Below are 23,790 nucleotides of genomic sequence, written 5' to 3' on the forward strand. Positions count from 1 at the left end.
TTTTGCTAGTCGCGACACTTCCGCACTGGCAGAACCGGGCGACTCAACGACGCGCTTCCCCGGGGTCGCCCGTTCTTGCTAGTCGCGGAGACGGCGCACCAGCAGATTGCGGCGAGTCAGGATTCTGCGCCGAGGCCCAGGCCCGGGAGTGGGCGCTCGAGGCTCGGCAGCTGAGCGAGCCTATGGATGCGGCTGACGAGCTCTGCCGGATCCTTGAGGTCATCGGCATTCAATTCCATCACCCGCCACCCCTGCGCTTCAAGTTTGCTCCGCCGCGACATGTCCGCGCGCCACTGGCCCGGCGTCGTGCGGTGATAGTCGCCCTGGTACTCCAGGATGATCCGGTAGCGGTCGATAATGAGGTCGGTCCTGGCCACGAATTCTCCGAATTGATCGGTCACCACGTGGTTCGCCGCCGACACCGGGATGCCGGCGAGGATCAGCAGGGCTCGGAGTATGGACTCCGGCGGGGACTCTGACCTGTCGTTCAGGAGTTCGCCGGCATGGCGCAGTCTGCGACGGATGCGCCGGTTGAACGGTTGGCCCAGGGCCTCCGCGAGATCGAGGGCCGAAACCATCGGCTGCCGCCAGTGGATCAACGCATCGCCTGCGGCCACGAGATCGAGCAGTCCTAGGGAGTGGGCCAGGTCGAACCAGGTGCGCAATGGCGTGGTCACGCGCAACCCGTCGGGCAGCGTCATCAGCTCGTGGGGTTGTACCTGCAGGGCGTGACCGGCAAGGCCGGCGGCGTGCGGAGCGCGGTGCGGAGCCGGGACCGAGATGTGCACGAGGGGGCTGTGCGCCACCCGGTACGGCACCGGGATCGCGTGCAGCAGGGCGGCCGTGCTGTGGCTGAAGAAGCTCGATGTTGTCAGGCGTAACTGGAAGAGGGCGCACCGCTGTGCAAGCGAGAGGTCGTGCTGCAGGGACCGCACCCCGGCCACCTCCGTATTGAGATCGGCCGCCCGCAGTCGGTGGGCCGGCACTCCCGCGCGCTCGGCCTGCCGCACGCTGAAGGCCGGAGTCGGCAGGTCGGGCGGGAGAGGCGCTCGAGCGTTCATGAAGTGACTGTGCATCATTCGCGCTCGCGCCGCCGAAGTTGTGCACAGCCCTCCGCTCACCTTCCCAGGCTCGCCCACTCTTGCTAGTGCGACCCGGGTGCCCACTGGCGGAATCGGGCGACCCTCGGGGTGGGCCTCGGCGATCGCTGCGAGGTCGCCCATTTTCGCTAGTAGAGCAGCGCCGCGACTCGCGTATTTGGGCGAGTCATATATGTATATAGCTTGGCTATGTATATGATCAGGGGATGGCTTCTGATTTGCACAACATCCTCGGGGACTTGGTCTCCGTCAACCACCGGCTGACCCGCGTGGCCGCCCGCGCCGCGCGCGGCACCGAGTCGCCCGCCCTGTGGCGCACCCTCAGCGTGCTGCTCTCCGCCGGGCCGATCCGCCTGGGCGAACTGGCCGACCTCAGCCGCGTCTCGCAGCCCACCGCCACCAAGCTCGTCGGCAGCCTCGTCGCCCGCGGCTGGATCGAGCGCACCAGCGACGCCGCCGACGCCCGCGTCAGCCTCATCGCCAGCACCCCGGCGGGGGAGGCCGCCCTCGTGGCCTGGCGCACCGAGCTGGCCGCCGCGCTGCTGCCCTACTTCACCGACCTGCCTGCCGCCGACGTCGAGACCCTCGAACGCGCGGTCGCCATCCTGCGCGAGCGAGTCGAGGCCACCGAACGGATGGCTGCGCCGCACCGTCCGACCGCGACGACCACGGAGACCGCCCGATGAGCGGCCGCTCCTGGTCGGCCTTGTCTTCCTCCGCCTCGTCCTCCGCGCCCGCTGGGCCCCCCGCCACCACCGCGGCGGCGGCCAGCATCCTGCACCAGCCCAAGGCCGTCTGGGCGGTGGCCTTCGCCTGTGTCATCGCGTTCATGGGCATCGGGCTCGTCGACCCGATCCTGCCGGCCATCGCGGCCGACCTCGCCGCGACGCCCACCGAGACCGAGATGCTCTTCACGAGCTATCTGCTCATCACCGGCATCGCCATGTTCTTCACCAGCTGGCTGTCCAGCCGCATCGGCGCGAAACGCACCCTGCTGATCGGGCTGGCCCTGATCGTGCTGTTCGCCCTCGCGGCCGGGCTGTCGCAGGACGTCGAGTCGATCATCGGTTTCCGCGCGGGCTGGGGCCTGGGTAATGCCCTGTTCATCTCCACCGCGCTGGCCACTATCGTGGGCGCCGCGGCCGGTGGGACCTCCTCGGCGATCATCCTCTACGAGGCCGCACTGGGCCTCGGCATCGCGATCGGACCGCTGCTGGGCGGGCTTCTGGGCAGCATCAGCTGGCGCGGACCGTTCTTCGGCAGCGCCACCCTCATGGCCGTGGGCTTCATCGCCATCGTCGTGCTCCTCAAGACCGAGGGCCCGCGCCCCGTGCCCACCCGCCTGTCCGCCCCGTTCCGGGCGCTCGCCCGGCCGGGCCTGGGCATCCTCGCCGGCGCCGCCCTGTTCTACAACATCGGTTTCTTCGTGCTGCTGGCCTACACGCCGTTCGCGCTGGTGCCGCTGGGCCTGGGCAGCGCCGTCAGCCTCGGTCTGGTCTTCTTCGGGTGGGGGCTCTCGCTCGCGATCACCTCGGTCTGGGTCGCCCCCGTGCTCACCCGGCGGATGCGCCGCAGCCGGGTGCTCTGGCTTGTGCTGCCCCTGCTCGCCCTGGACCTGGCCGCGGCCGGCCTGCTGATCGGTTCGGCGGCCGGGCTGGTCGGCTGCGTCATCGTGGGCGGGCTGCTGCTCGGCGTGCTGAACACCGTGCTCACCGAGAGCGTGATGGAGGCCACCGACCTGCCCCGTAGCGTCGCCTCGTCGGCCTATTCCGGGGTGCGGTTCCTCGGTGGGGCCGTCGCTCCGCCGGCGGCGACCCTGCTCGCCGCCCAGTTCAGTTCGGCGACACCGTTCTACGCCGCCGGCGCATCCGTTTTGGTGGCTTTGCTGGTGATCGTGGTCGGCCATCGGCACCTCGGCCGCGCCGACGGTGCCATCGAAGACGCGATCGACGAGGCCCAGGCGATCGGGGCCGGCGACAGCTGAGCCGCCTGTCGCGGTCCGTCCCGCCGTCTGAGTAAAGCTAGTGTGCGCGGTGATCCTGGATGGTCATCCGCGGGCCGCGCCGAGGCGCCCGGTAACCGCTGCCCAGGATGAGCCGCACCACGCGTTGGCGGTGCCCCGCGAAGGGATCGAGCAGTTCGAGCATGCCGTCGTCGTCGACCGGGGCGCCGGTCAGCGCCCAGCCCACCTGGGCGGCGAGGTGGTAGTCGCCCACGCTCACCGAGTCGGGGTCACCGTGCGAGCGCTGGGTCACCTCGGCGGCGGTCCAGCGGCCGACGCCAGGCAGCGACTGCAGCCGGCGCGCAGCGGTCACGGCGTCGACGGGCCGGTCCAGCGAGGCCGCCACGGCCGCGACCGTCACCGCGGTGCGCGAACGCCGCGGATCCACACCCGCCCGGTGCCAATCCCAGGACGGCACCAAGCGCCAGCGGTCGGGACCCGGCGAAACCATCATGCCCGCCGGAGCAGGGCCGGGTGCCGCCTCACCGTGCTGGCGGATGAGCCGGTACCAGGCCCGGTGCGCCTCGAAGGTGGTGACCTTCTGTTCGATGATCGCCGGGATCAGCGACTCGAAGACCAGCCCGGAGCTGCCCAGCCAGACACCGGGATTGCGCCGGCGCACCTCGGCGAGGGCGGCGTGAGCGCCCAGGTCGAGGCCGGACCAATCGTCGCCGGCGCCCAGCAAAGCGGGCACCTGGGCGATGCACCACTCGGCGCCGTGCCCCCAGGCGCGGGCGTCGATCACGCCGTCCGATCCCTGCCGCAGCCGCAGGGTCGCCGGACCGAGCGGGGTGCGCTGGGTGCGCCAGAGGCCGTCGGCGTCGGCGCGCGCGGTGGGGTCGCCCGTGCCGCGACGGTGCGGGGCCATGGTGGCCGCCAGATCGACCGGGCGCCGGGGCGCATACAGCGTGGCGACCGCCGGAGTCGCGGCGGCTGGATCGGAGTTCATCCCTTCGAGGCTAACCCGGGCCGCCTACGGTCTCGGGCGACCTGACCCCAACTGTTACCGCTGCGGACAAGTGCACCCGGTGCGCCGGGCGCTGTTGTCCGAACGGGCAACAGTCGGCCCACGCCCGTCACCGCGGTGCGCTGGTGCTGGAGCGCATCACCAGGTTGGTCGGCGCCCTGGTCAGCCCCGGGCTCACCGTGGTCGACTGCTGCTCGAGCGCGCCCAGCAGCGCCTCCACAGCCATCCGGGCCTGGTTGCGCGGGTGCTGTTCGATGGTGGTGAGCCGGAACATCTCGGCGTAGGGATGCCCGTCGATCCCGATCACCGAGAGCTCGGAGGGGACCAGTATGCCGAGTTCCCTCGCCGCGACGATGAGGCCGATCGCGATCTCGTCGCTTGCCGCGAACACCGCTGTCGGCCGCCGGTGCGGATCGCCGAACAGGGCGAGACCGGCTTCGTAGCCGCCGGGCACCGTGAAGGCGCAGGGGGCGAAGCAGCCATCCGTGGCCAGGCCGGCGGCCCGCATGGCCGTGTTGAAGCCGGTGAGCCGCTTGGTGTGCACCGCGAAATCCATCTGGTCCACCTGGTCGCCGCCGATGTGACGGATGTCGGTGTGGCCGAGACTGATCAGGTGTTCGGTGGCCAGCCGCGCGGCGGCGGTGTCGTCGATGGCGATGGTGTGCACGCCGGGGATCTCTCCGCCGATGCCCACCAGCGGGCGGCCCAGCCGGTGCAGCAGTTGGACCTCGATGTCGCTGAGCTCGACGCCGACCGAGATGACGCCGTCGAACCGTTTGCGGGCGAGGAAGAAGTCGAAGACCCGCTCCCGCTCGACCGAATGCGCGGGGAGGTTGTACAGCGTCATGTCATAGCCCTTGGCGAGCAGGGACCGCTCGAGGCTCTCGAGGACCTCGGAGAAGAACCACCGGCTGATGAACGGAATGATCACCCCGACGCTCTGGGTTCGCCCGGTCACCAGGCTCGCCGCGTTGGGGGAGGCGACGTAGCCGATCAGGGCCGCCGCAGCGACCACCTTGCTGCGCGTTTCGTCCGACACGTAGCCGCGGCCACTGAGGGCACGCGAGGCCGTCGCTTTAGCGACACCGGCGAGGCGTGCGACATCCGCGATCGCGCTCATACCAGCCTCCCGTCGTTGGATCCGCTGTGCACACCCTAGCCCTTCGGCCACCGGGCTGGAATCGGTTCCAGAAATTCGACGCCGAAGTGTGACCGGTTCGACACCCTCGCCGCAGTGAGAGCCCGATATTTGTCAATCTGTGACCTACGCGGGCTTGTGGCGAACCGTTCCGTGCCGTACTTTGAGGTGTGGAACCGGTTCCTTATGCAATCGTTTCCAGATCCGTCTGTACCCAGAGCACCCGCACCACATTTTCGGCCCGACCGCACGGTGGAACGGCCACAAGCATCACTCAACGAGGAGGATTTGCATGAGCGTGAAACAGCATCGCCGGCTCATTGTCCCGGTCGCTGCAGCCGCAGTGATGGGACTCGCCCTGACCGGCTGTACCGGCGACATCGCCGCCCAGACCGCAGAAGACACCGACTGCGCCGCCTACGCCGACTACGGCACCTTCGAGGGCAACCCCGAAGTGAGCATCGGCGGAACCATCCAGGACGTCGAAGCCGACCGGCTCGTGGAGTCCTGGGCCGACTTCCAGGCCTGCACCGGCATCACGGTGAACTATACGGGCACCAAGGAGTTCGAGGCTCAGATCGCCGTTCTCGCCGAGGGCGGCTCCGCCCCGGACATCGGCATCATCCCGCAGCCGGGTCTGTTCAACAAGCTTGCCGACGCCGGGTTCCTCAAGCCCGCCCCCGAAGCCGTTGAGGCCAACGTGGACAAGTGGTGGTCCGCGGACTGGAAGGGCTACGGCACCGCGACCGACGGTACCTTCTACGCCGCACCGCTGATGGCCAGCGTCAAGGGTTACGTCTGGTACTCGCCGTCGATGTTCGAGGACAAGGGCTACGAGATCCCCGCCTCGCTCGACGAGATGATGGACCTCACCGCCCAGATCGCCGCCGACGGCACCGTGCCGTGGTGCGCGGGCGTCGGATCCGGTGACGCCACCGGTTGGCCGGGAACCGACTGGGTCGAGGACTACGTCCTCCGCCAGGCCGGCGCCGAGACCTACGACAAGTGGGTCAAGCACGAGATCCCGTTCAACGACCCCGCCATCGTCACCGCGTTCAACTCGGTCGGCGACATCCTGAAGAACCCGGAGTACGTCAACGCAGGACTCGGCGACGTCTCGTCGATCATCTCAACGGAGTTCGGCGACGCCGGCCTCCCGGTCCTCGATGACACCTGCGCGATGCACCACCAGGCCTCGTTCTACGAGGGCTTCTGGAAGAACGCCGATGGCTCTGAGGTCACCGTCGCCCCCGACGGCGACGTCTACGCGTTCCTCCTGCCGCCGGCTGAGGCCGGCGGAGAGCAGGCCGTCACCGGTGGTGGCGAGCTGGTCAGCGCGTTCAACGAGGGCGACGAGATCACCGCCGTGCTCAGCTACCTCTCCAGCGACACCTGGGCGAACAACCGCGTTGAGCTGGGCGGCGTCATCAGCGCCAACACCGGTCTGGATGCCTCGCTCGCATCCAGTGACATCCTGAAGCAGAGCGTCGAGATCCTGCAGGACGAGAACACCGTCTTCCGTTTCGACGGTTCTGACCTGATGCCGGGCGCCGTGGGCACCGACTCCTTCTGGAAGGGCATCGTGAACTGGCTCAGTGGCGATGACACCCAGAAGGTCGTCGACACCATCGAGTCGAGCTGGCCGACGAGCTAGCTTTCGCTCCACGGGGTGGGCCCGCCGGACGGCGGGCCCACCCCCGTATGTACCCCCCCAAGCTTTCGAACCACCCCCTCTCGACACCATAGAAGGGTCCGGCCAATGACGACCGCAGATCTGCTCGGCAAGATAATTCAGGTGGTAGCGGCCCTCGCCGCCTTCTCGCTCGTTATCGGGCTCGTGCTATTCCTTATCGACAAAGCGCCTAAACGCGGGCGCGACTACTGGCAACTCGCCTTCTTCCTGCTTCCCGCCCTGATCCTGCTCGCCGTCGGGCTCATCTATCCGGCCTTCCGCACCTCCCTGCTGGCCTTCAGCAACAGCTCCGGCGAATGGGTGGGTGCCGAGAACTTCATCTGGATGTTCACCCAGCCGGCCGCGCTGATCACCCTGGGCAACACCGTGATCTGGGTCGTGGTGGTGCCGATCCTCTCCACCACCATCGGCCTGGCCTACGCGATGTTCATCGACAAATCTCGTGGGGAGAAGTACTTCAAGGCGCTGGTGTTCATGCCCATGGCGATCTCCTTCGTGGGCGCCGGCATCATCTGGCGCTTCGTCTACGACTACAAGTCCGGCGACAACGCGCAGATCGGTCTGCTCAACCAGATCCTGGTCTGGTTCGGCGCGGAACCCGTGCAGTGGCTGCAGACCTCGCCGATCAACACCTTCCTACTGATCGTCGTGATGATCTGGATCCAGACCGGATTCGCCATGGTCATCTGCTCCGCCGCCATCAAGGGCGTCCCGACCGAGCAGATCGAGGCCGCGCAGCTCGATGGCACCAACCCGTGGCAGCGGTTCACCAATGTGACCCTGCCGGGCATCCGCGGTTCGCTGGTCGTGGTCATCACCACCATCTCGATCGCCACCCTCAAGGTGTTCGACATCGTGCGCACCATGACCGCCGGTAACTTCAACACCAGCGTCATCGCCAACGAGATGTACACCCAGGCCTTCCGGGCCGGCGAGCAGGGCCGAGGTGCCGCGCTCGCGATCGTGCTGTTCCTGCTGGTGCTGCCGATCGTCATTTACAACGTACGAGTCCTGCGTCAGCAGAGGGAGATCCGATGAGCGACAATGTTGTCGACCTGCCCATCCCGGGCGCGACCAAGGCCACGGCCGACACCCGAGCAGAGGTGGTCGGCAAATCCACCCGGGTGAAGCGGCGCCTCACGTCGCGCACGGCCACGGTTGTGGCACTCGTCATCGCGGTGCTGTGGACCCTGCCGACCTTCGGGCTGTTCATCTCCTCGTTCCGGCCCGCCGGCCTGATCAGCACCACCGGTTGGTGGACGATCTTCCAGAACCCGGGCTTCACCCTGGCCAACTACCAGGAAGTGCTGTTCAGCACCTCGCAGTCGTCGCCGCAACTTGGCGCCTACTTCGTGAACTCGTTGGCCATCGCCATCCCGGCCACGCTGTTCCCGCTGGTGATCGCCGCGATGGCCGCGTACGCCTTCGCCTGGATCAAGTTCAAGTGGAGCGGCGCCCTGTTCGTGTTGATCTTCGCGCTGCAGATCGTTCCGTTGCAGCTGGCCTTGATCCCGCTGCTGCAGATGTTCACCCAGTTCCTGCGCCCCGGCCAGGCTTGGATCCATGACCTGATCCCGATGATCCCCGAGCAGGGTTACCTGCCGGTCTGGATCGCACACACGATCTTCGCGCTGCCGCTGGCGATCTTCCTGTTGCACAACTTCATCTCGGAGATCCCGGGTGAGGTCATCGAGGCAGCCCGGGTGGATGGCGCCAGCCACGGGCAGGTCTTCTTCCGGATCGTGCTGCCGCTGGCGGTTCCCGCCCTAGCGTCGTTCGCGATCTTCCAGTTCCTCTGGGTCTGGAACGACCTGCTGGTGGCGTTGATCTTCTCGGGCGGCACCCAGGATGTGGCGCCGCTCACCCAGCGGTTGGCGGAGCTCACCGGTACCAGAGGGCAGGATTGGCAACGTCTGACGGCTGCCGCGTTCGTGTCGCTGATCGTTCCGTTGATCGTGTTCTTCAGCCTGCAGCGCTACTTCGTGCGCGGTCTGCTGGCCGGTTCCACCAAGGGATAGTCCTCCAGCGTGGCCGGGCCGGCACTGGCACCGGCTGCGACGGACCGGCCCCGGGATCTCCGGGGTCGGTCCGCTGTCTTCAGTCACTGACTTAGAGTGAAGGGATGAGCGGAACGCACGGCGCGGGAGGACGTCCTCCAGAGGGGTTCCGCGGCCGCCGCAACCGGGTCAGCGGTGACGATCCGGCCGCCCAGAAGGCCGAAAACGCCGAGGCGCCCGAGATCCCCAACCTGCTCGGCCGCATCCGGGCCCTGTTCGCCCCGCACACACGCAAGCTCGTCGTCACGGTCATCCTGGTGCTGATCTCCGCCGGCCTGTCGGTGCTGCCGCCGTTGCTGATCCAGCGGGCGTTCGACGACGGGTTGTTCCCTCCGTCCGGCGGGCCCAACCTGCAATTGCTGACCGTACTCGTGGCGCTGATGATCGCCGCCTACCTCACCACCGCGCTGCTGGGCGTCTGGCAGACCTGGCTCACCGCCACGGTGGGCAACTCGGTGATGGGCGACCTGCGGGTGCGCCTGTTCAGCCACCTGCAGGCCATGGAGCTGAGCTTCTTCACCCGCACCAAGACCGGGGTGATCCAGTCCCGGCTGCAGAACGACGTGGGCGGTGTCGCCGGTGTGCTCACCAACACGGTCTCCAGCGTGCTCGGCAACGCCGTCACCGTGATCGCGGCATTCGTGGCGATGCTCCTGCTCAACTGGCAGCTGGCCATCGTCGCCGTGATCCTGATGCCGATCCTGGTCTTCGCCCAACGCCGAGTAGGCCAGGTGCGGGCCCGGATCGCGGGCAAGACCCAGGAATCCCTCTCCGACATGACCGCGATCACGCAGGAGACCCTGAGCGTGTCGGGCATCCTGCTCTCCAAGAGCTTCACCCGGCAGAAGGCCGAGATCGCCCGGTACTCACTCGAGAACGACAACCAGGTGCGCCTGCAGGTCAGCCAGCAGATGAGCGGACAGTGGTTCTTCGCCATGGTCAGCATTTTCCTTTCCAGCATCCCGGCCATCGTCTACCTGGTGGCCGGGCTGCTGCTCACCAACGGCGCCACCGACATCACCGCGGGCACCGTGGTGGCCTTCACCACCGTGCAGGCCCGGCTGCTCTTCCCGCTGCTCGGCCTGATGCGGGTGGCTCTGGATCTGCAGACCTCCAGCGCCCTGTTCGCCCGGATCTTCCAGTATCTCGACCTGACCCCGGCGATCAGCGACGCTCCCGATGCCCGCCCGGTGCCCCACGTGAGCGGCCGGGTGCAGTTCGACGCCGTCACGTTCGCCTATCCGGATGCCCCGGCCGACGCCCGGCCCACCCTCGACGCGGTCTCGTTCACGATCGAGCCGGGCGCGTTCGCCGCCTTCGTCGGGCCCAGCGGAGCGGGCAAGACCACGGTGTCGTATCTCATTCCGCGCTTCTACGAGGCGACCGGGGGTCGGGTGCTGTTCTCCGGGGTCGACGTGCGCGACCTCGAGCAGGAGTCGTTGGTCTCCCACATCGGCATCGTCAGCCAGGAGACCTACCTCTTCCACGCGACCATCGCCGAGAACCTCCGGTACGCCAAGCCCGACGCCACGGATGCCGAGCTCGAGAGCGCGGCGCGGGCCGCGAACATCCACACCACCATCGCGTCGTTCCCGGACGGTTACAACACCGTGGTCGGCGAGCGGGGTTACCGGCTCTCCGGTGGTGAGAAACAACGGGTGGCGATCGCCCGGGTGCTGCTGAAAGACCCGGAGGTGCTCATCCTCGACGAGGCCACCAGCGCGCTCGACGCGATCTCCGAGCGGGTGGTGCAGTCCGCCCTGGACACCGCGTCCCGCGGCCGCACCACCATCGCCATCGCGCACCGCTTGTCAACGATCGTGACCGCCGACGTGATCTTCGTCGTCGACGCGGGCCGGGTGGTCGAGGCCGGCACCCACCAGGAGTTGCTCGCCGCCGGCGGCACCTACGCCTCCCTCTACGCCGAGCAAGCCCCCGAGCAGGCTCGCGAACTGTGAGCTAAGCCCCAAAAACCACGGGTTTTCGTTGCTTCTCTCACGGTTCGCGGTCGGCCAGCATCGACTCCATCAGGGTGATCTCGGCCTCCTGGGAGACGATCACCGAGTTCGCGAACCCCAGGACCGCGCTGTTGTTGGCGCGATCCTGAACGGCCTCAGCCATCTCGACGGCGCCCTGGTGGTGACTGATCATCAGGGTGAGGAACTGGCGCTCGGCGTCGACACCGCTCGCCGTGGTGAGGGCGGCGATCTGTTCGGCGGTGGCGAGTCCGGGCATCGGGTCGCCCGGGGTGTGGGCGCCGGCCGCACCGCTGCCGGTGGCACCGCTGCCGGTGGCGGCGCCGTCGGAGTGGGTGTGCCCCGCATCAGAGCGGCCGGGCCGGGTCATCCAGGTCATCGACGGCTCCGGGCCGGCCTGGGTGAGGTTCCACTCGGTGAGCCAGCCATAGAGCTGACCCGCCTGCTGCTGTTGGGTGAGGGCGATGTCGTAGCCGAGCCGGCGCACATCCTCGGCGCCGGTGCGGTCGCGGATGATCATGGCCAGCTCGGCACCCTGCAGGTGATGCACCTGCATGTCCCTGGCGAAACCGGCCTCCGCGCTGGTGGACAGCGGAGGGGGATTGTCGATGGTGCTCAGTCTCCCCACCGAGAAGCCCACCAGGCCGACGGCGACAGCGGCGACGCCGGCCGCCACGATCACAATGGCCCGGCGGGCGCCCGGACTACGCTTTTCCGGGGGCATCGATACCGCCGGTGCACGGGGCACCGGGCTCCGGCACCGAGTTGCTCTGCCAGTACTCCTGGATGAACTCGGGGATACGCTCATCGTCGACGGAGTCGACCGCCAGCTGGGTGTTCCAGCCGCTCAGCACAACCGGAGTGGGCAGGTCGTCGAACGGCGACAGGATGACGTAGGTCGACGGCAGCAACCCGCGCAGCGCGGTGAGGTCCTCATCGCTGATGGCCGGGTCGTAGGTGATCCACAGCGCGCCGTGTTCCTGGGCGTGCACCGCGTACTCGTTGAGGACGGGCTCGGTGTAGACGCCGCAGTTCAGCCAGGTGGGGTTGTGCTCGCCGCCGGCAGGCGGGGTCTGCGGGTAACTGACCGGCGTCTGCACGTGCGCTGCAGCGTTCTCGAAGGTCTGAACGCCCTCGATCTCGGCGCCGCTGCCGCCTCCGGCGGTGTAGCTGGGGCTCTGCGGGGTGAGCACGATCGAGGTGATCAGCAGGCCGATGACCGCGACGGCCACGGTGATTCCGCTGATCAGGGCAATGCGCCGATTGCGCGTGCTCCGTTTCTGCTCCCGGCGGTACTGCTCGAGCTTCTGGGCGCGTTGCGCTGTCCGTTGCTGCTTGACGCCGGGCTTGGGCGACGACGATCCGGATGAGCCGGTGGGCGGGGCAGGGGTCACGAGGGGCCTCTTTCGTTTGCTGTGCACTTATTCGAACGCAGGGAGCGGTGCCCGGGCTTCCTCGGTTGCCGATCTCACAGTTGCTTCACAGGCTCGTCGCGGCCTTCGTGCGCGGACTAGAGTGAGGGAGTGATCATCCTGACGTCGTGTCCCTGTCGCTGCTGTCTCTAGCCGACCCACACACCTCACTTTCGGTGTCCAGGACCGCCCACCCGCGGCAGCGGCCACGCACGCACGCGCTGCACCACGTCTCCCAGACGAAGGATCATTCATGAAAATCGCTGACACCATCCTCGACCTCATCGGCAACACGCCCCTGGTCAAGCTGCACAAGGTCACGACGGGCATCTCCGCCACCGTGCTCGTCAAACTCGAGTACCTGAACCCCGGCGGGTCAGCGAAGGACCGCATCGCCACCCGCATCATCGACGCCGCCGAACGCGACGGACTCCTGGGGCCTGGCGGCACCATCGTGGAGCCCACCTCCGGCAACACCGGGGTGGGCCTGGCCCTGGTGGCGCAGCAGCGCGGCTACAAGTGCGTGTTCGTACTGCCGGACAAGGTCGGCGAGGACAAACGCAATGTGCTCACCGCGTACGGCGCCGAAATCGTCGTGACGCCGACAGCCGTGGCCCCCGACGACCCCGAGTCGTACTACAGCGTGTCCGACCGGCTGGCCCGGGAGATCCCCGGTGCCTTCAAGCCCAACCAGTACGCCAACCCGAACGGGCCGCTCAGCCACTACGAGTCCACCGGACCGGAGATCTGGCGGGACACCGACGGAACGATCACCCACTTCGTGGCCGGCGTCGGCACCGGCGGCACCATCACCGGGACCGGCCGCTACCTGCGCGAGGTCTCGAACGACGCCGTGCGCATCATCGGCGCCGACCCGGAGGGCTCGGTCTACTCCGGCGGCACCGGTAGGCCGTACCTGGTCGAGGGAGTCGGCGAGGACTTCTGGCCGGCCGCCTACGACCCGGCGGTGCCGCACGAGATCATCGCGGTCTCCGACGCCGACTCCTTCGCCATGACCCGCCGTCTCGCCCTCGAAGAGGGCATCCTGGTCGGTGGCTCCAGCGGCATGGCGGTCGTCGCGGCGCTCCGCGCGGCGACGGACCTGCCCGCCGACGCCGTCGTGGTCGTGCTGCTGCCCGACGGCGGCCGCGGCTACCTGGGCAAGATCTTCAACGACGGCTGGATGCGCAGCTATGGCTTCTCCAACGCCCCCGCCGGCCACACGGTCGCCGACCTGCTGCAGTCGAAGACCGGCACGCTGCCGGCGTTCGTCTACGTGCACCCGAACGACACCGTGCATGACGCCATCCAGACGATGACCTCGGCGAACGTGTCGCAGCTGCTCGTGCTCGCGGCCAAACCGCCGGTGGTGATGGGCGAGGTCGTCGGCGCCCTCGACGAACGCAGCCTGATGGGCCGGGTGTTCTCCGGCGAGACCAAGCTCACCGACAAGGTCGGCTCGATCGTGGGCGACGCCCTGCCGCTGATCGGCGTGAACGAACCCGTCGGCGCAGCGCGCGCCGCGTTCACCGAGCACGACGCCCTGCTGGTCACCGACGGCGGCAAACCTCTCGGCGTGATCACCCGGCACGACCTGCTCACCTACCTGAGCGTCTGATTCCCGCCCGCGCCGCTGCGCCCGGCCCGCCACATCTCGAATTTTGTGAAAGAGACCCCACCATGAGCCAGTCAGACACGCAGAAGTTCAGCACCATCGCCATCCACGCCGGGCAGGAATTCGACCCCAGCACGGGCGCGGTCATCCCGCCGATCTACCAGACCTCCACCTACGTGCAGGAGAGCATCGGTGTTCTCCGTGGCGGCTACGAGTACAGCCGCGGCGGCAACCCCACCCGCACGTCGTTGGAGACCATGCTCGCCGCGCTCGAGGGCGGCAAGCACGGACTCTCCTTCGCCAGCGGCCTCGCCGCCGAAGACAGCCTGCTGCGCGCCGTGCTCGTGCCGGGTGACCACGTCGTGCTCGGCAACGACGTCTACGGCGGAACGCACCGCCTGATCAACCGGGTGCACGGCGCCTGGGGCGTGCGTAACACCACCGTGGAGATGAGCGACCTGGCCGCCGTCGAAGCCGCCATCATCCCCGGCGAGACCAAGATTCTCTGGGTGGAGACGCCGAGCAACCCGCTGATGAAGATCAGCGACATCGCCGGCCTCGTCGAGGTCGGCCACCGACACGGCGTTCTCGTGGTCGTGGACAACACCTTCGCCTCACCCGCCCTGCAGCAGCCCCTCGCGTTCGGCGCCGACGTGGTTGTGCACTCCACCACCAAGTACCTGGGCGGTCACTCCGATGTGCTCGGCGGCGGCCTCGTCATCAACGACGACGAACTCGCCGAGAAGACCGCCTTCATCCAGTTCGCGGCCGGCCCCGTCTCGGCCCCGCTGGACGCCTGGCTGACCGTGCGCGGCATCAAGACCCTCGCGGTGCGGATGGAGCGGCACAGCAGCAACGCCCTCACCATCGCCCGGTACCTCGAAACGCACCCGGCCATCGAGAAGGTCTACTACCCGGGACTGGAAAGCCACCCCGGCCACGAACTCGCCAAGGCGCAGATGAGCGCCTTCGGCGGCATGCTATCCCTGGCGTTCACGGGCGGCGAAAGCGCGGCCCGGCTCTTCGCCGAATCGACGGAGTTGTTCCAGCTGGCCGAATCACTCGGCGGCGTCGAGTCGTTGGTGAACTACCCGTCCGAAATGACCCACGCCTCCGTGCGCGGCACGGAGCTGGAGGTTGCCACCAACATCGTGCGCCTCTCGGTGGGCATCGAGGACATCGACGACCTGCTCGCCGACCTCACCCAGGCGTTGCCCGCCAGCTAGGGACTAGCCCAGCCAGGTCAGCACGGTGACCGACAGGGTGGAATTCGAACCGTTGATGCAGGTCTGGTAAAGCAGGTAGTAGCCGCGCGGTACGTCCTGGGTGCCCTCTGTGCCCTGGGTGCCCTGGGTGCCCTGGGTGTCCGCGTTGAGCACGGCCGCGATGCCGCCCACCGGGTAGGTGCCCGACCGCACTCCGCTGGTGGTGATCGACGTCTCGTCGAGCACCCGACCGACCCGCAGCTGACTGGTCCCCGTGCGGACAAGTGCGCCCAGTGTGCCGGGACCATTTGTCCAGACGGGGACCAGTCGGGCGCGGCGAGTTCCGCAACTCGGTGCCAGGGAAATGGTGCGGTACCTGCGGGAACCCGGCCGTGACCGTGTCGCGACGATCGCCGGCCCCGAAGATACCTCGGGAGGCATGCGTCGGTTCGAGGCCTATGCTCACGAACTCGGTGCGGCATTCGATCCGAGCTATATGGCCAGGCATCAACGGCGAACGACCCGCCGCCATCGTGCGGCCCACCGACCCGTGGTGCGCGCCAGCGCCTGAACCCGGCACTGTCCGCCGCGATCCGCCCATGTGACCGTCACATAATCCCCGACCGGGGCATGTGACCGTCACATTCTGCAATCCCACCCGGTCAGTCCCGTGCATAATTGGAGGCGTCCACAATTGTGACCGTGCACATTCGAACGAGGCCTCCTCCCGTGCCAGCTGATCTGCCCAAGAGTCGCGCACCCAGCATCCGGGATGTCGCGCGCCTTGCCGGTGTTTCACATCAGACGGTCTCCCGCGTGCTCAACAACCATCCGAGCATCCGCGATTCCACCAAGGCGCGCGTGCAGCAGGTGATGGACGATCTGCAGTATCGGCCCAACCGTGCGGCCCGTGCGTTGTCCCGCGGGACCTCCCGTACGATCGGCGTGCTCTCCGCGTCGAGCTCGCAGTACGGGCCGGCCAGCAGTATCGCGGCCATCCAGGACGCGGCCCGCGAGGCCGGTTACTACGTCAACACGGCCAACCTGACCTCGGCGGACCCCGCGACCATCGAGGCCGCGCTGGACCACCTCATGCTGCAATCGGTGGAGGGCATCGTCGTGATCGCCCCGCAGATGCGGGTCTTCGACGTGCTCGAGCAGTTCTCGATCGCTGTGCCCTATGTGACCCTGCAGTCCACCGGGCACCTGAACGAACACGGCCTCTCCTTCGACCAGATCGCCGGCGCCCGCGCCGCGACCCGGCACCTCATCGATCTCGGGCACCGCAACATCTATCACCTCGCCGGCCCGCAGGACTGGATCGAGGCCGAGGCGCGCATGCGCGGGTTCCTGGACGAGATGGGTGCGATGGACGTGCCGACGACTGCCCCGATCCTCGGGGACTGGACGGCCGACTTCGGCTATTACGCCGGTCGCGAGCTGCTGCGAGTGCGGGATTTCACCGCGGTCTTCTCCTCGAACGACCAGATGGCCCTGGGTCTCATGCACGCCATCCGCGACGCTGGACTCGACATCCCCGGCGACGTCAGCGTGGTCGGATTTGATGATATTCCCGAAGCGGCACACTTCTGGCCGCCGCTGACCACTGTGCGGCAAGATTTCCCCGAACTCGGTCGGCGCTGCATGGCCCTGCTGCTGGATGACATCACCGCCGGCCCCGACCAACAGCGCAGCGCCATCATCCCCGAGCTCATCGTGCGCGGGTCCACGGGCCCCCCGGCGTTCTGACCGACGTCTGTACAGAGCCCCTCGGGCAGCCGGTCCGGGCGTTACCCAAAAGTGACAAACCGGACTTGACAGATGTTTCCCAGATGCGGCTAACATGAGGTCAGCAATGTGACCGTTCACATTCAGGGCATTCAGCGCATCTGCACCACCTGCACCACTTGCACCATTTCAGACAAGGGAGTCGATTCTGTGAGCACGTCCACCGCTCAGTCCGCTGCTCCGGCAGCAGCTGCAGACGAGGCACACGTCACCGGAACCGACCACGGAACCCTCGCCGACTTCGCCACCATCAGCGAGTCGGTGTTCGCGTGAGCACCTTCGGCCCGCAGATCGAGGTGGCGATCGCGCGAGTGCGCGCGGACATCGCCCGGTTACACGGTGAACTGACCGCGAACGGCCTGGTGGTGTGGACCGGCGGGAATGTCTCAGGTCGGGTGCCGGGTGCTGACCTGTTCGTGATCAAGCCGTCCGGGGTGGATTACGCCGATCTGGCGCCGGAGAACATGATCCTGTGCGACCTGGACGGCAACGTCGTTCCGGAGACGCCGGGTTCGGACCGGTCGCCGTCCAGCGATACGGCCGCTCACGCGTACGTGTATCGGCACATGAGCGAGGTCGGTGGCGTGGTGCACACGCATTCCACCTACGCCACGGCGTGGGCGGCTCGTGGTGAGGAGATCCCGTGTGTGATCACGGCGATGGCGGATGAGTTCGGCGGTCCCATCCCGGTGGGCCGCTTCGCGATCATCGGCGATGACACCATCGGCCAGGGCATCGTGGAGGCGTTGACCGGGCACCGCTCCCGCGCCGTGTTGATGCAGAATCATGGCCCGTTCACCATCGGTAAGGATGCCCGCGACGCGGTCAAGGCCGCCGTGATGGTCGAAGACGTCGCCCGCACGGTGCACCTGGCCCGTCAGGGTGGTCCGCTCATTCCGATTCCGCAGGACGCGATCGATTCCCTTTTCACCCGGTACCAGAACGTCTACGGACAAGCACCGCAAGGAGCACTGAAGTAATGCCACCCACCGCACTGAACACGAGCCTCGACAGCTACGAGGTCTGGTTCCTCACCGGCAGCCAGAACCTCTACGGCGAGGAGACCCTCCGTCAGGTCGCCGAGCAGTCCCAGACGATTGCCGAGGCCTTGAACGCGTCCAGTGACATGCCGGTGCGGGTGGTCTGGAAGCCGGTGCTCAAGGATGCCGAGTCCATCCGCCGGGCCGCGCTGGATGCGAACAGTGACGACTCCGTGATCGGTCTGATCGCGTGGATGCACACGTTCTCGCCGGCGAAGATGTGGATCGGTGGCCTGAACGCGCTGACTAAGCCGTTGCTGCACCTGCACACCCAGGCCAACGTCGAGCTGCCCTGGGCCGAGATCGACTTCGACTTCATGAACCTGAACCAGGCCGCCCACGGCGACCGGGAGTTCGGCTACATCCAGACCCGCCTCGGTGTGTCCCGGAAGACCGTCGTGGGCCACGTGTCCAACCCGGTCGTGTCCGCCTCGATCGGCACCTGGACCCGCGCCGCGGCCGGCTGGGCCGCATCCAACAGCATGAAACTGGCCCGGTTCGGCGACAACATGCGCTACGTCGCCGTGACCGAGGGCGACAAGACCGAAGCCGAACTGCGTTTCGGCGTGCAGGTGAACACCTGGTCGGTCAACGAACTCGCCGACGCCGTACACGCCCAGGCGGATGCCGACATCGACGCGCTTGTCGCCGAGTACGACGACCTGTACGACGTGGTCCCCGAACTCAAGGTCGGCGGCGACCGGCACGAGTCGCTGCGCTACGGCGCCGCGATCGAACTCGGGTTGAAGTCGTTCCTCGAAGCCGGCGGTTTTTCCGCCTTCACCACCAACTTCGAAGACCTCGGCGCGCTCAAGCAGCTGCCAGGCCTGGCGGTACAACGCCTGATGGCCCAGGGCTACGGCTTCGGCGCCGAGGGCGACTGGAAGACCTCGATCCTGGTGCGCGTCGCGAACGTGATGGGATCGGGCCTGCCCGGCGGGGCGAGCCTGATGGAGGACTACACCTACGACCTCACCCCCGGCTCCGAACTCATCCTCGGCGCCCACATGCTCGAGGTCAGCCCGTCACTGTCCACCCAGAAGCCCACCCTGGAGATCCACCCGCTGGGCATCGGCGGCAAGGAGGACCCGGTGCGCCTGGTCTTCAACGCCGCCCCCGGCCCCGCCGTGGTCGTCGCCCTGAGTGACATGCGCGACAGGTTCCGCCTGGTCGCCAACGTCGTCGAGGTCGTCGAACCCACCGAGGCGCTGCCCAAGCTGCCGGTCGGCCGGGCCGTCTGGAAGCCCGCACCGGACTTCGCCACCTCCGCCGCCGCCTGGCTCACCGCCGGCGCCGCCCACCACACCGTCATGTCGACAGCAGTCGGCATCGAGGTGTTCCACGATTTCGCCGAGATCGCTCGCACCGAGCTTCTCGTGATCGATAAGACCACCACCCTGCGGGACTTCACCCGCGAGGTGCGTTGGAACCAGGCGTACTATCGCCTGGCGCAAGGCCTGTAAATCACACGCGCACCACCTACTCAACCCATTTGACATCAAAGTCGATTGAAAATATGAAAGGAACCACAGTGAAGAAGAAAGCTTTCCTCGCGACCCTGGCTGCCGGAGCCATGGTTATTTCCCTGGCAGCCTGCTCGAGTGGCGGCGACGGCGGCGGCGAGGGTGCCGGCGACGGCGGACTCGTTGGCGTTGCAATGCCCACGAAGTCCTCCGAGCGCTGGATCAACGACGGTAACGCCGTCAAGGAGCAGCTCGAAGCCGAGGGCTTCACCGTCGACCTGCAGTACGCAGAAGACGACATCCCCATGCAGGTTTCGCAGATCGAGAACATGATCACCAAGGGCGCCAAGGCCCTGATCGTCGCCTCGATCGACGGCACCACCCTCACCAGCGTGCTCCAGGACGCCGCAGACGCCGACATCCCCGTCATCGCCTACGACCGCCTGATCCGCGACACCGAGAACGTGAGCTACTACGCCTCGTTCGACAACTTCAAGGTCGGCCAGCAGCAGGCTTGGTCGCTCCTGAACGGCCTCGGCCTGGTCGAGCTGGACGGAACGCCCACCGAGGGTGCCCCGGCCGGCCCGTTCAACGTTGAGCTGTTCGCCGGTTCGCTGGACGACAACAACGCGTTCTTCTTCTACGACGGCGCGATGGATGTCCTCCAGCCGCTGATCGACGCGAAGACCATTGTGGTCAAGAGCGGCCAGACCGACATCGAGCAGGTTGCAACCCTGCGTTGGGATGGCGAAGAGGCACAGAGCCGCATGGAGAACATCCTGACGTCGACGTACTCTGACGGCAGCGTTGTCAACGGCGTTCTCTCCCCGTACGACGGCATCTCCCGAGGCATCATTTCTGCCCTCGAGGGTTCCGGCTACTCGCTGGGCGACACTTGGCCCGCGATCTCCGGCCAGGACGCCGAGCTCGACTCGGTCAAGGCCATCGTTGCAGGCGAGCAGTTCGCCACGATCTTCAAGGACACCCGTAAGCTCGCCGAGGTCGCCGTGTCGATGACCCTCGCGCTGCTGAACGGTGACACCCCGGAGATCAACAACACCACCGACTACGACAACGGTGTGAAGGTCGTGGAGTCCTACCTCCTCGACTCCGCGATCGTGGTCAACGACAACATCACGGAGCAGCTGGTTGACAGCGGCTACTGGACCCAGGCCGAGATCGACGGCTAAGAGTCACGTGTTCTGACCGGCCGGCGGGGCACCACGCCCCGCCGGCCGGTCACCACAACGGAATAGACCTCAGAAAGGAACGCACGTGACCACCAACATCCTCGAGATGCGCGGTATTACCAAGACCTTCCCCGGCGTCAAGGCGCTGCAGGACGTGACGCTCAATGTCGCTCGCGGCGAAGTTCACGCCATCTGTGGTGAGAACGGCGCGGGCAAATCCACGCTCATGAAGGTGCTCAGCGGGGTCTATCCCCACGGCACCTACACGGGCGACATCGTCTTCGAAGACGAGGTCGTTGAATTCAAGGACATCCGGGACAGCGAAGCCAAGGGCATCGTCATCATCCACCAGGAACTCGCCCTGAGTCCCTACCTCTCCATCGCGGAGAACATCTTCCTCAACAACGAACAGCGCGGCGCTCTCGGTCTGATCGACTGGAACAAGACCAACAGCGAGGCCGTCAAGCTGCTCGCCCGCGTTGGCCTGCGTGAGAACCCGACCACGAAGATCATGGACATCGGCGTCGGCAAGCAGCAGCTCGTGGAGATCGCCAAGGCCCTCTCCAAGCGCGTGAAGCTTCTTATTCTGGACGAGCCGACGGCCGCCCTCAACGACGAGGACTCCGACCACCTGCTCAACCTGATGCTGCACCTCAAGGGCCAGGGCATCACCTCGATCATCATCAGCCACAAGCTGAACGAGATCAAAAAGGTCTCCGACGCCGTCACGGTCATCCGCGATGGAAAGGCCATCGAGACCATCGCCAAGCAGGAGGTCACCGAAGACCGCATCATCAAGGACATGGTCGGCCGCGACCTCGAACACCGCTACCCGGATCACACGCCCAACATCGGCGAGGAGATCCTGCGGGTCGAGGACTGGACCGCTCACCATCCTCAGGATGCCACCCGGGTCATGGTCGACAACGTGAACCTGAACGTGCGCCGCGGTGAGATCGTCGGCATCGCCGGGCTCATGGGCGCCGGGCGCACCGAGTTCGCGATGAGCCTGTTCGGGCGCACCTACGGTAGCCGTATCAGCGGCAAGGTGTTCAAGGCCGGCAAGGAGATCAAGACCCGCACGGTGACCGAGGCGATCGACAACGGCATCGCGTATGCCACCGAGGACCGCAAGACCTACGGGCTCAACCTCATCGAGGACATCAAGCGCAACATCTCGATGGCGTCCCTCGGCAAGCTCGTCAAGGGCGGCCTCGTCGACGACAACGAAGAGTTCAAGGTCGCCAACGAGTACCGCACGAGCATGAACATCAAGGCGCCGACCGTGCTGGCCAAAACCGGGAAGCTCTCCGGCGGCAACCAGCAGAAGGTCGTGCTGTCGAAGTGGATCTACTCGAACCCCGATGTGCTGATCCTGGATGAGCCCACCCGCGGCATCGACGTCGGCGCCAAGTACGAGATCTACGCGATCATCAACGCCCTCGCCGCACAGGGCAAGGGCATCATCGTGATCTCGTCGGAGCTGCCGGAACTGATCGGCATCTGCGACCGCATCTACACCCTCTCCGAGGGGCGCATCACGGGAGAGTTCCCGATCGCTGACGCCACCCCGGAGACCCTTATCAAGCACATGACCATGGAAAAGGCCCGTTAGCGTCGGCGCTATCGGAATAGGAGAAACGTCAAAATGAGTGATCTCGAAACCAAGCCGGCGAGCAACACGGCCGCAGGTGCGCAAGTCAACCCCAGCAACTCTAAGGCGGGCCAGTGGGTCAGCCACGTCATCGCCGACCTCGGCAAGAACGGCATCTTCGTCGCTCTGATCGTGGTGGTCGTGCTGTTCAGCATCCTGACCGACGGCATCCTGCTGCGGCCGCAGAACATCTCGAACCTGATCGTGCAGAACGGGTACATCCTCGTGCTCGCGGTCGGCATGGTGATGGTCATCATCGCCGGCCACATCGACCTGTCGGTCGGCTCGGTCGCCGCCTTCGTCGGAGCCATGTCCGGTGTCTTCGCGGTGACCTGGGGCCTGCCCTGGTGGCTGTCGATCATCCTGTCGCTCCTGGTCGGCGCCCTCGTGGGTGTCTGGCAGGGCTTCTGGATCGCCTATGTGGGCATCCCGGCGTTCATCGTGACGCTGGCCGGGATGCTGATCTTCCGTGGGCTTGCGCTCGCGGTGCTCGGCAACGCCAACATCGGCTCCTTCCCGGGCGAGTACCGCGCCCTGGGCAACGGCTTCCTCACGGATGTCTTCGGCGAGTTCGAGCTGGACCCGCTGACCCTGGGTGTTGCCGCGCTGGCCATCATCGCCCTGATCGTGCAGCAGGTGCGCACCCGTCGCGGCCGTGCCTCGTACGGCCAGGAGGTGGAGCCGCTGGTGTGGTTCATCGGCAAGCTGGTGCTGATCACGGTCGGTATCGGCCTGTTCGCCTACGCCCTCGCCTCCTACAAGGGCATCCCGGTCACCCTGATCGTGCTGGCCGTGCTGGTGCTGGTGTACGGCGTCATCATGAACCGCAGCGTCTTCGGCCGCCACATCTACGCCATCGGCGGCAACCTGCACGCCGCTGAGCTCTCCGGCGTGAAGACCCGAAACGTGACGTTCTGGCTGTTCGTGAACATGGGCGTGCTCGCTGCCCTCGCCGGCCTGATCTTCACCGCCCGGCTCAACCTGGCTGGCCCGAAGGCCGGTGACGGCTTCGAGCTCGAGGCCATCTCCGCCGCCTTCATCGGTGGCGCGGCCGTGCAGGGTGGTGTCGGCACCATCGGTGGCGCCATCATCGGTGGTCTGATCATCGGTGTGCTGAACAACGGCATGTCGATCATGGGCATCGGCATCGAGTGGCAGCAGGCCGTGAAGGGCCTCGTGCTGCTCCTCGCCGTGGCCTTCGACGTCTACAACAAGCGCCGCGCCGGCGGCCGCTAACCCGGTGCGGCCGCTGGCCGCCGGCCCCGCATCCTCTCTACGGATGCGGGGCCGGCGGCCTGTCTGCCCCCGCTCCCCCCCCGCTCCCGCCCGCTCCCACCCCGCCCGCTCCCGCTCCCGCCGTCGCGGCACTAGTTAGGCCCGGGGGCAGGGGTACGTACGCGTGCCGCGGGCACGAACTAGTGCCGCGGGCGGACGAACTGGTGCCGCCGGGACGAACGAGTGCCACCGTGCGGCTGAGCGCCGCGGGGGGA

General features: G+C 67.1%; 21 protein-coding genes. 15 read left to right on the forward strand and 6 right to left on the reverse strand.

All coding sequences use genetic code 11. The features are described from left to right. Nucleotides 1-116: 116 nt before the first annotated feature. On the reverse strand, nt 117-1,061 hold the full coding sequence (locus tag BJQ95_RS01490) for a DUF559 domain-containing protein (protein WP_165384895.1): 945 nt from the start codon (nt 1,059-1,061) through the stop codon (nt 117-119). 245 nt (nt 1,062-1,306) lie between these two features. Here BJQ95_RS01490 and BJQ95_RS01495 point away from each other — a divergent pair, with 245 nt between their 5' ends. Next, nucleotides 1,307-1,786 (forward strand): MarR family winged helix-turn-helix transcriptional regulator, encoded by a 480-nt coding sequence (locus BJQ95_RS01495; protein WP_130177226.1) that lies wholly within the window; start codon nt 1,307-1,309, stop codon nt 1,784-1,786. Continuing rightward, on the forward strand, nt 1,783-3,084 hold the full coding sequence (locus BJQ95_RS01500; protein WP_130177225.1) for an MFS transporter: 1,302 nt from the start codon (nt 1,783-1,785) through the stop codon (nt 3,082-3,084). The genes BJQ95_RS01495 and BJQ95_RS01500 overlap by 4 nt, the downstream gene beginning before the upstream one ends. 37 nt (nt 3,085-3,121) lie before the next feature. Here the strand turns inward: BJQ95_RS01500 and BJQ95_RS01505 are convergent, their stop codons facing one another. Continuing rightward, nucleotides 3,122-4,051 carry a DNA-3-methyladenine glycosylase gene (locus BJQ95_RS01505; RefSeq protein WP_130177224.1) on the reverse strand — a complete coding sequence of 310 codons (930 nt, stop codon included), beginning with the start codon at nt 4,049-4,051 and terminating at the stop codon, nt 3,122-3,124. A 127-nt stretch (nt 4,052-4,178) separates the two neighbouring features. After that, nucleotides 4,179-5,189 (reverse strand): LacI family DNA-binding transcriptional regulator, encoded by a 1,011-nt coding sequence (locus BJQ95_RS01510; protein WP_130177223.1) that lies wholly within the window; start codon nt 5,187-5,189, stop codon nt 4,179-4,181. A 310-nt stretch (nt 5,190-5,499) separates the two neighbouring features. Between BJQ95_RS01510 and BJQ95_RS01515 the strand changes: the two genes are divergently transcribed. The 4 genes from BJQ95_RS01515 to BJQ95_RS01530 all read left to right on the forward strand — a co-directional run bounded on the left by BJQ95_RS01515 (nt 5,500) and on the right by BJQ95_RS01530 (nt 10,915). Next, nucleotides 5,500-6,861, forward strand: coding sequence for an ABC transporter substrate-binding protein (locus BJQ95_RS01515; protein WP_256041486.1), 1,362 nt, complete (start codon nt 5,500-5,502; stop codon nt 6,859-6,861). Between the two features lie 105 nt (nt 6,862-6,966). Next, nucleotides 6,967-7,938 (forward strand): carbohydrate ABC transporter permease, encoded by a 972-nt coding sequence (locus tag BJQ95_RS01520; protein ID WP_256041487.1) that lies wholly within the window; start codon nt 6,967-6,969, stop codon nt 7,936-7,938. Then, nucleotides 7,935-8,918, forward strand: coding sequence for a carbohydrate ABC transporter permease (locus BJQ95_RS01525; protein WP_240694729.1), 984 nt, complete (start codon nt 7,935-7,937; stop codon nt 8,916-8,918). The genes BJQ95_RS01520 and BJQ95_RS01525 overlap by 4 nt, the downstream gene beginning before the upstream one ends. Nucleotides 8,919-9,022: 104 nt before the next feature. After that, nucleotides 9,023-10,915: an ABC transporter ATP-binding protein gene (locus tag BJQ95_RS01530; RefSeq protein WP_130177618.1), complete on the forward strand. Its 1,893-nt coding sequence runs from the start codon at nt 9,023-9,025 to the stop codon at nt 10,913-10,915. 37 nt (nt 10,916-10,952) lie between these two features. Here BJQ95_RS01530 and BJQ95_RS01535 read toward each other — a convergent pair whose 3' ends face one another. After that, nucleotides 10,953-11,657, reverse strand: coding sequence for a DUF305 domain-containing protein (locus BJQ95_RS01535; protein ID WP_130177619.1), 705 nt, complete (start codon nt 11,655-11,657; stop codon nt 10,953-10,955). Continuing rightward, nucleotides 11,638-12,327 carry a DUF3105 domain-containing protein gene (locus tag BJQ95_RS01540; protein WP_130177620.1) on the reverse strand — a complete coding sequence of 230 codons (690 nt, stop codon included), beginning with the start codon at nt 12,325-12,327 and terminating at the stop codon, nt 11,638-11,640. The genes BJQ95_RS01535 and BJQ95_RS01540 overlap by 20 nt, the downstream gene beginning before the upstream one ends. Nucleotides 12,328-12,598: 271 nt before the next feature. Here BJQ95_RS01540 and BJQ95_RS01545 point away from each other — a divergent pair, with 271 nt between their 5' ends. Both BJQ95_RS01545 and BJQ95_RS01550 read left to right on the forward strand, forming a co-directional pair. Further along, complete coding sequence (locus BJQ95_RS01545; protein ID WP_130177621.1) at nt 12,599-13,963, forward strand: cystathionine beta-synthase; 1,365 nt, start codon at nt 12,599-12,601, stop codon at nt 13,961-13,963. Nucleotides 13,964-14,025: 62 nt separating this feature from the next. Then, complete coding sequence (locus BJQ95_RS01550; RefSeq protein WP_130177622.1) at nt 14,026-15,186, forward strand: cystathionine gamma-synthase; 1,161 nt, start codon at nt 14,026-14,028, stop codon at nt 15,184-15,186. A gap of 3 nt (nt 15,187-15,189) precedes the next feature. Here BJQ95_RS01550 and BJQ95_RS01555 read toward each other — a convergent pair whose 3' ends face one another. Further along, nucleotides 15,190-15,411 carry a hypothetical protein gene (locus BJQ95_RS01555; protein WP_130177623.1) on the reverse strand — a complete coding sequence of 74 codons (222 nt, stop codon included), beginning with the start codon at nt 15,409-15,411 and terminating at the stop codon, nt 15,190-15,192. A 450-nt stretch (nt 15,412-15,861) separates the two neighbouring features. Here BJQ95_RS01555 and BJQ95_RS01560 point away from each other — a divergent pair, with 450 nt between their 5' ends. The 7 genes from BJQ95_RS01560 (at nt 15,862) to mmsB (ending at nt 23,536) form a co-directional block, all read left to right on the forward strand. Then, nucleotides 15,862-16,914 (forward strand): LacI family DNA-binding transcriptional regulator, encoded by a 1,053-nt coding sequence (locus BJQ95_RS01560; protein ID WP_370688358.1) that lies wholly within the window; start codon nt 15,862-15,864, stop codon nt 16,912-16,914. A 189-nt stretch (nt 16,915-17,103) separates the two neighbouring features. Then, nucleotides 17,104-17,226 (forward strand): hypothetical protein, encoded by a 123-nt coding sequence (locus tag BJQ95_RS01565; protein WP_256041488.1) that lies wholly within the window; start codon nt 17,104-17,106, stop codon nt 17,224-17,226. Then, nucleotides 17,223-17,933, forward strand: a complete 711-nt coding sequence (locus BJQ95_RS01570) for an L-ribulose-5-phosphate 4-epimerase (protein WP_130177625.1) — start codon at nt 17,223-17,225, stop codon at nt 17,931-17,933. Before BJQ95_RS01565 ends, BJQ95_RS01570 begins: the two co-directional genes overlap by 4 nt. After that, nucleotides 17,933-19,456, forward strand: a complete 1,524-nt coding sequence (gene araA, locus BJQ95_RS01575) for an L-arabinose isomerase (RefSeq protein WP_130177626.1) — start codon at nt 17,933-17,935, stop codon at nt 19,454-19,456. Before BJQ95_RS01570 ends, araA begins: the two co-directional genes overlap by 1 nt. 68 nt (nt 19,457-19,524) lie before the next feature. Next, nucleotides 19,525-20,646: a multiple monosaccharide ABC transporter substrate-binding protein gene (gene chvE, locus BJQ95_RS01580; RefSeq protein ID WP_240694730.1), complete on the forward strand. Its 1,122-nt coding sequence runs from the start codon at nt 19,525-19,527 to the stop codon at nt 20,644-20,646. Nucleotides 20,647-20,731: 85 nt separating this feature from the next. Beyond that, complete coding sequence (mmsA, locus tag BJQ95_RS01585) at nt 20,732-22,261, forward strand: multiple monosaccharide ABC transporter ATP-binding protein (RefSeq protein WP_130177628.1); 1,530 nt, start codon at nt 20,732-20,734, stop codon at nt 22,259-22,261. A gap of 33 nt (nt 22,262-22,294) precedes the next feature. Next, complete coding sequence (mmsB, locus tag BJQ95_RS01590; protein WP_130177629.1) at nt 22,295-23,536, forward strand: multiple monosaccharide ABC transporter permease; 1,242 nt, start codon at nt 22,295-22,297, stop codon at nt 23,534-23,536. The last annotated feature ends 254 nt before the right edge of the window (nt 23,537-23,790 follow it).

Source organism: Cryobacterium sp. SO1, assembly GCF_004210215.2.
Classification (GTDB): Bacteria; Actinomycetota; Actinomycetes; order Actinomycetales; family Microbacteriaceae; genus Cryobacterium.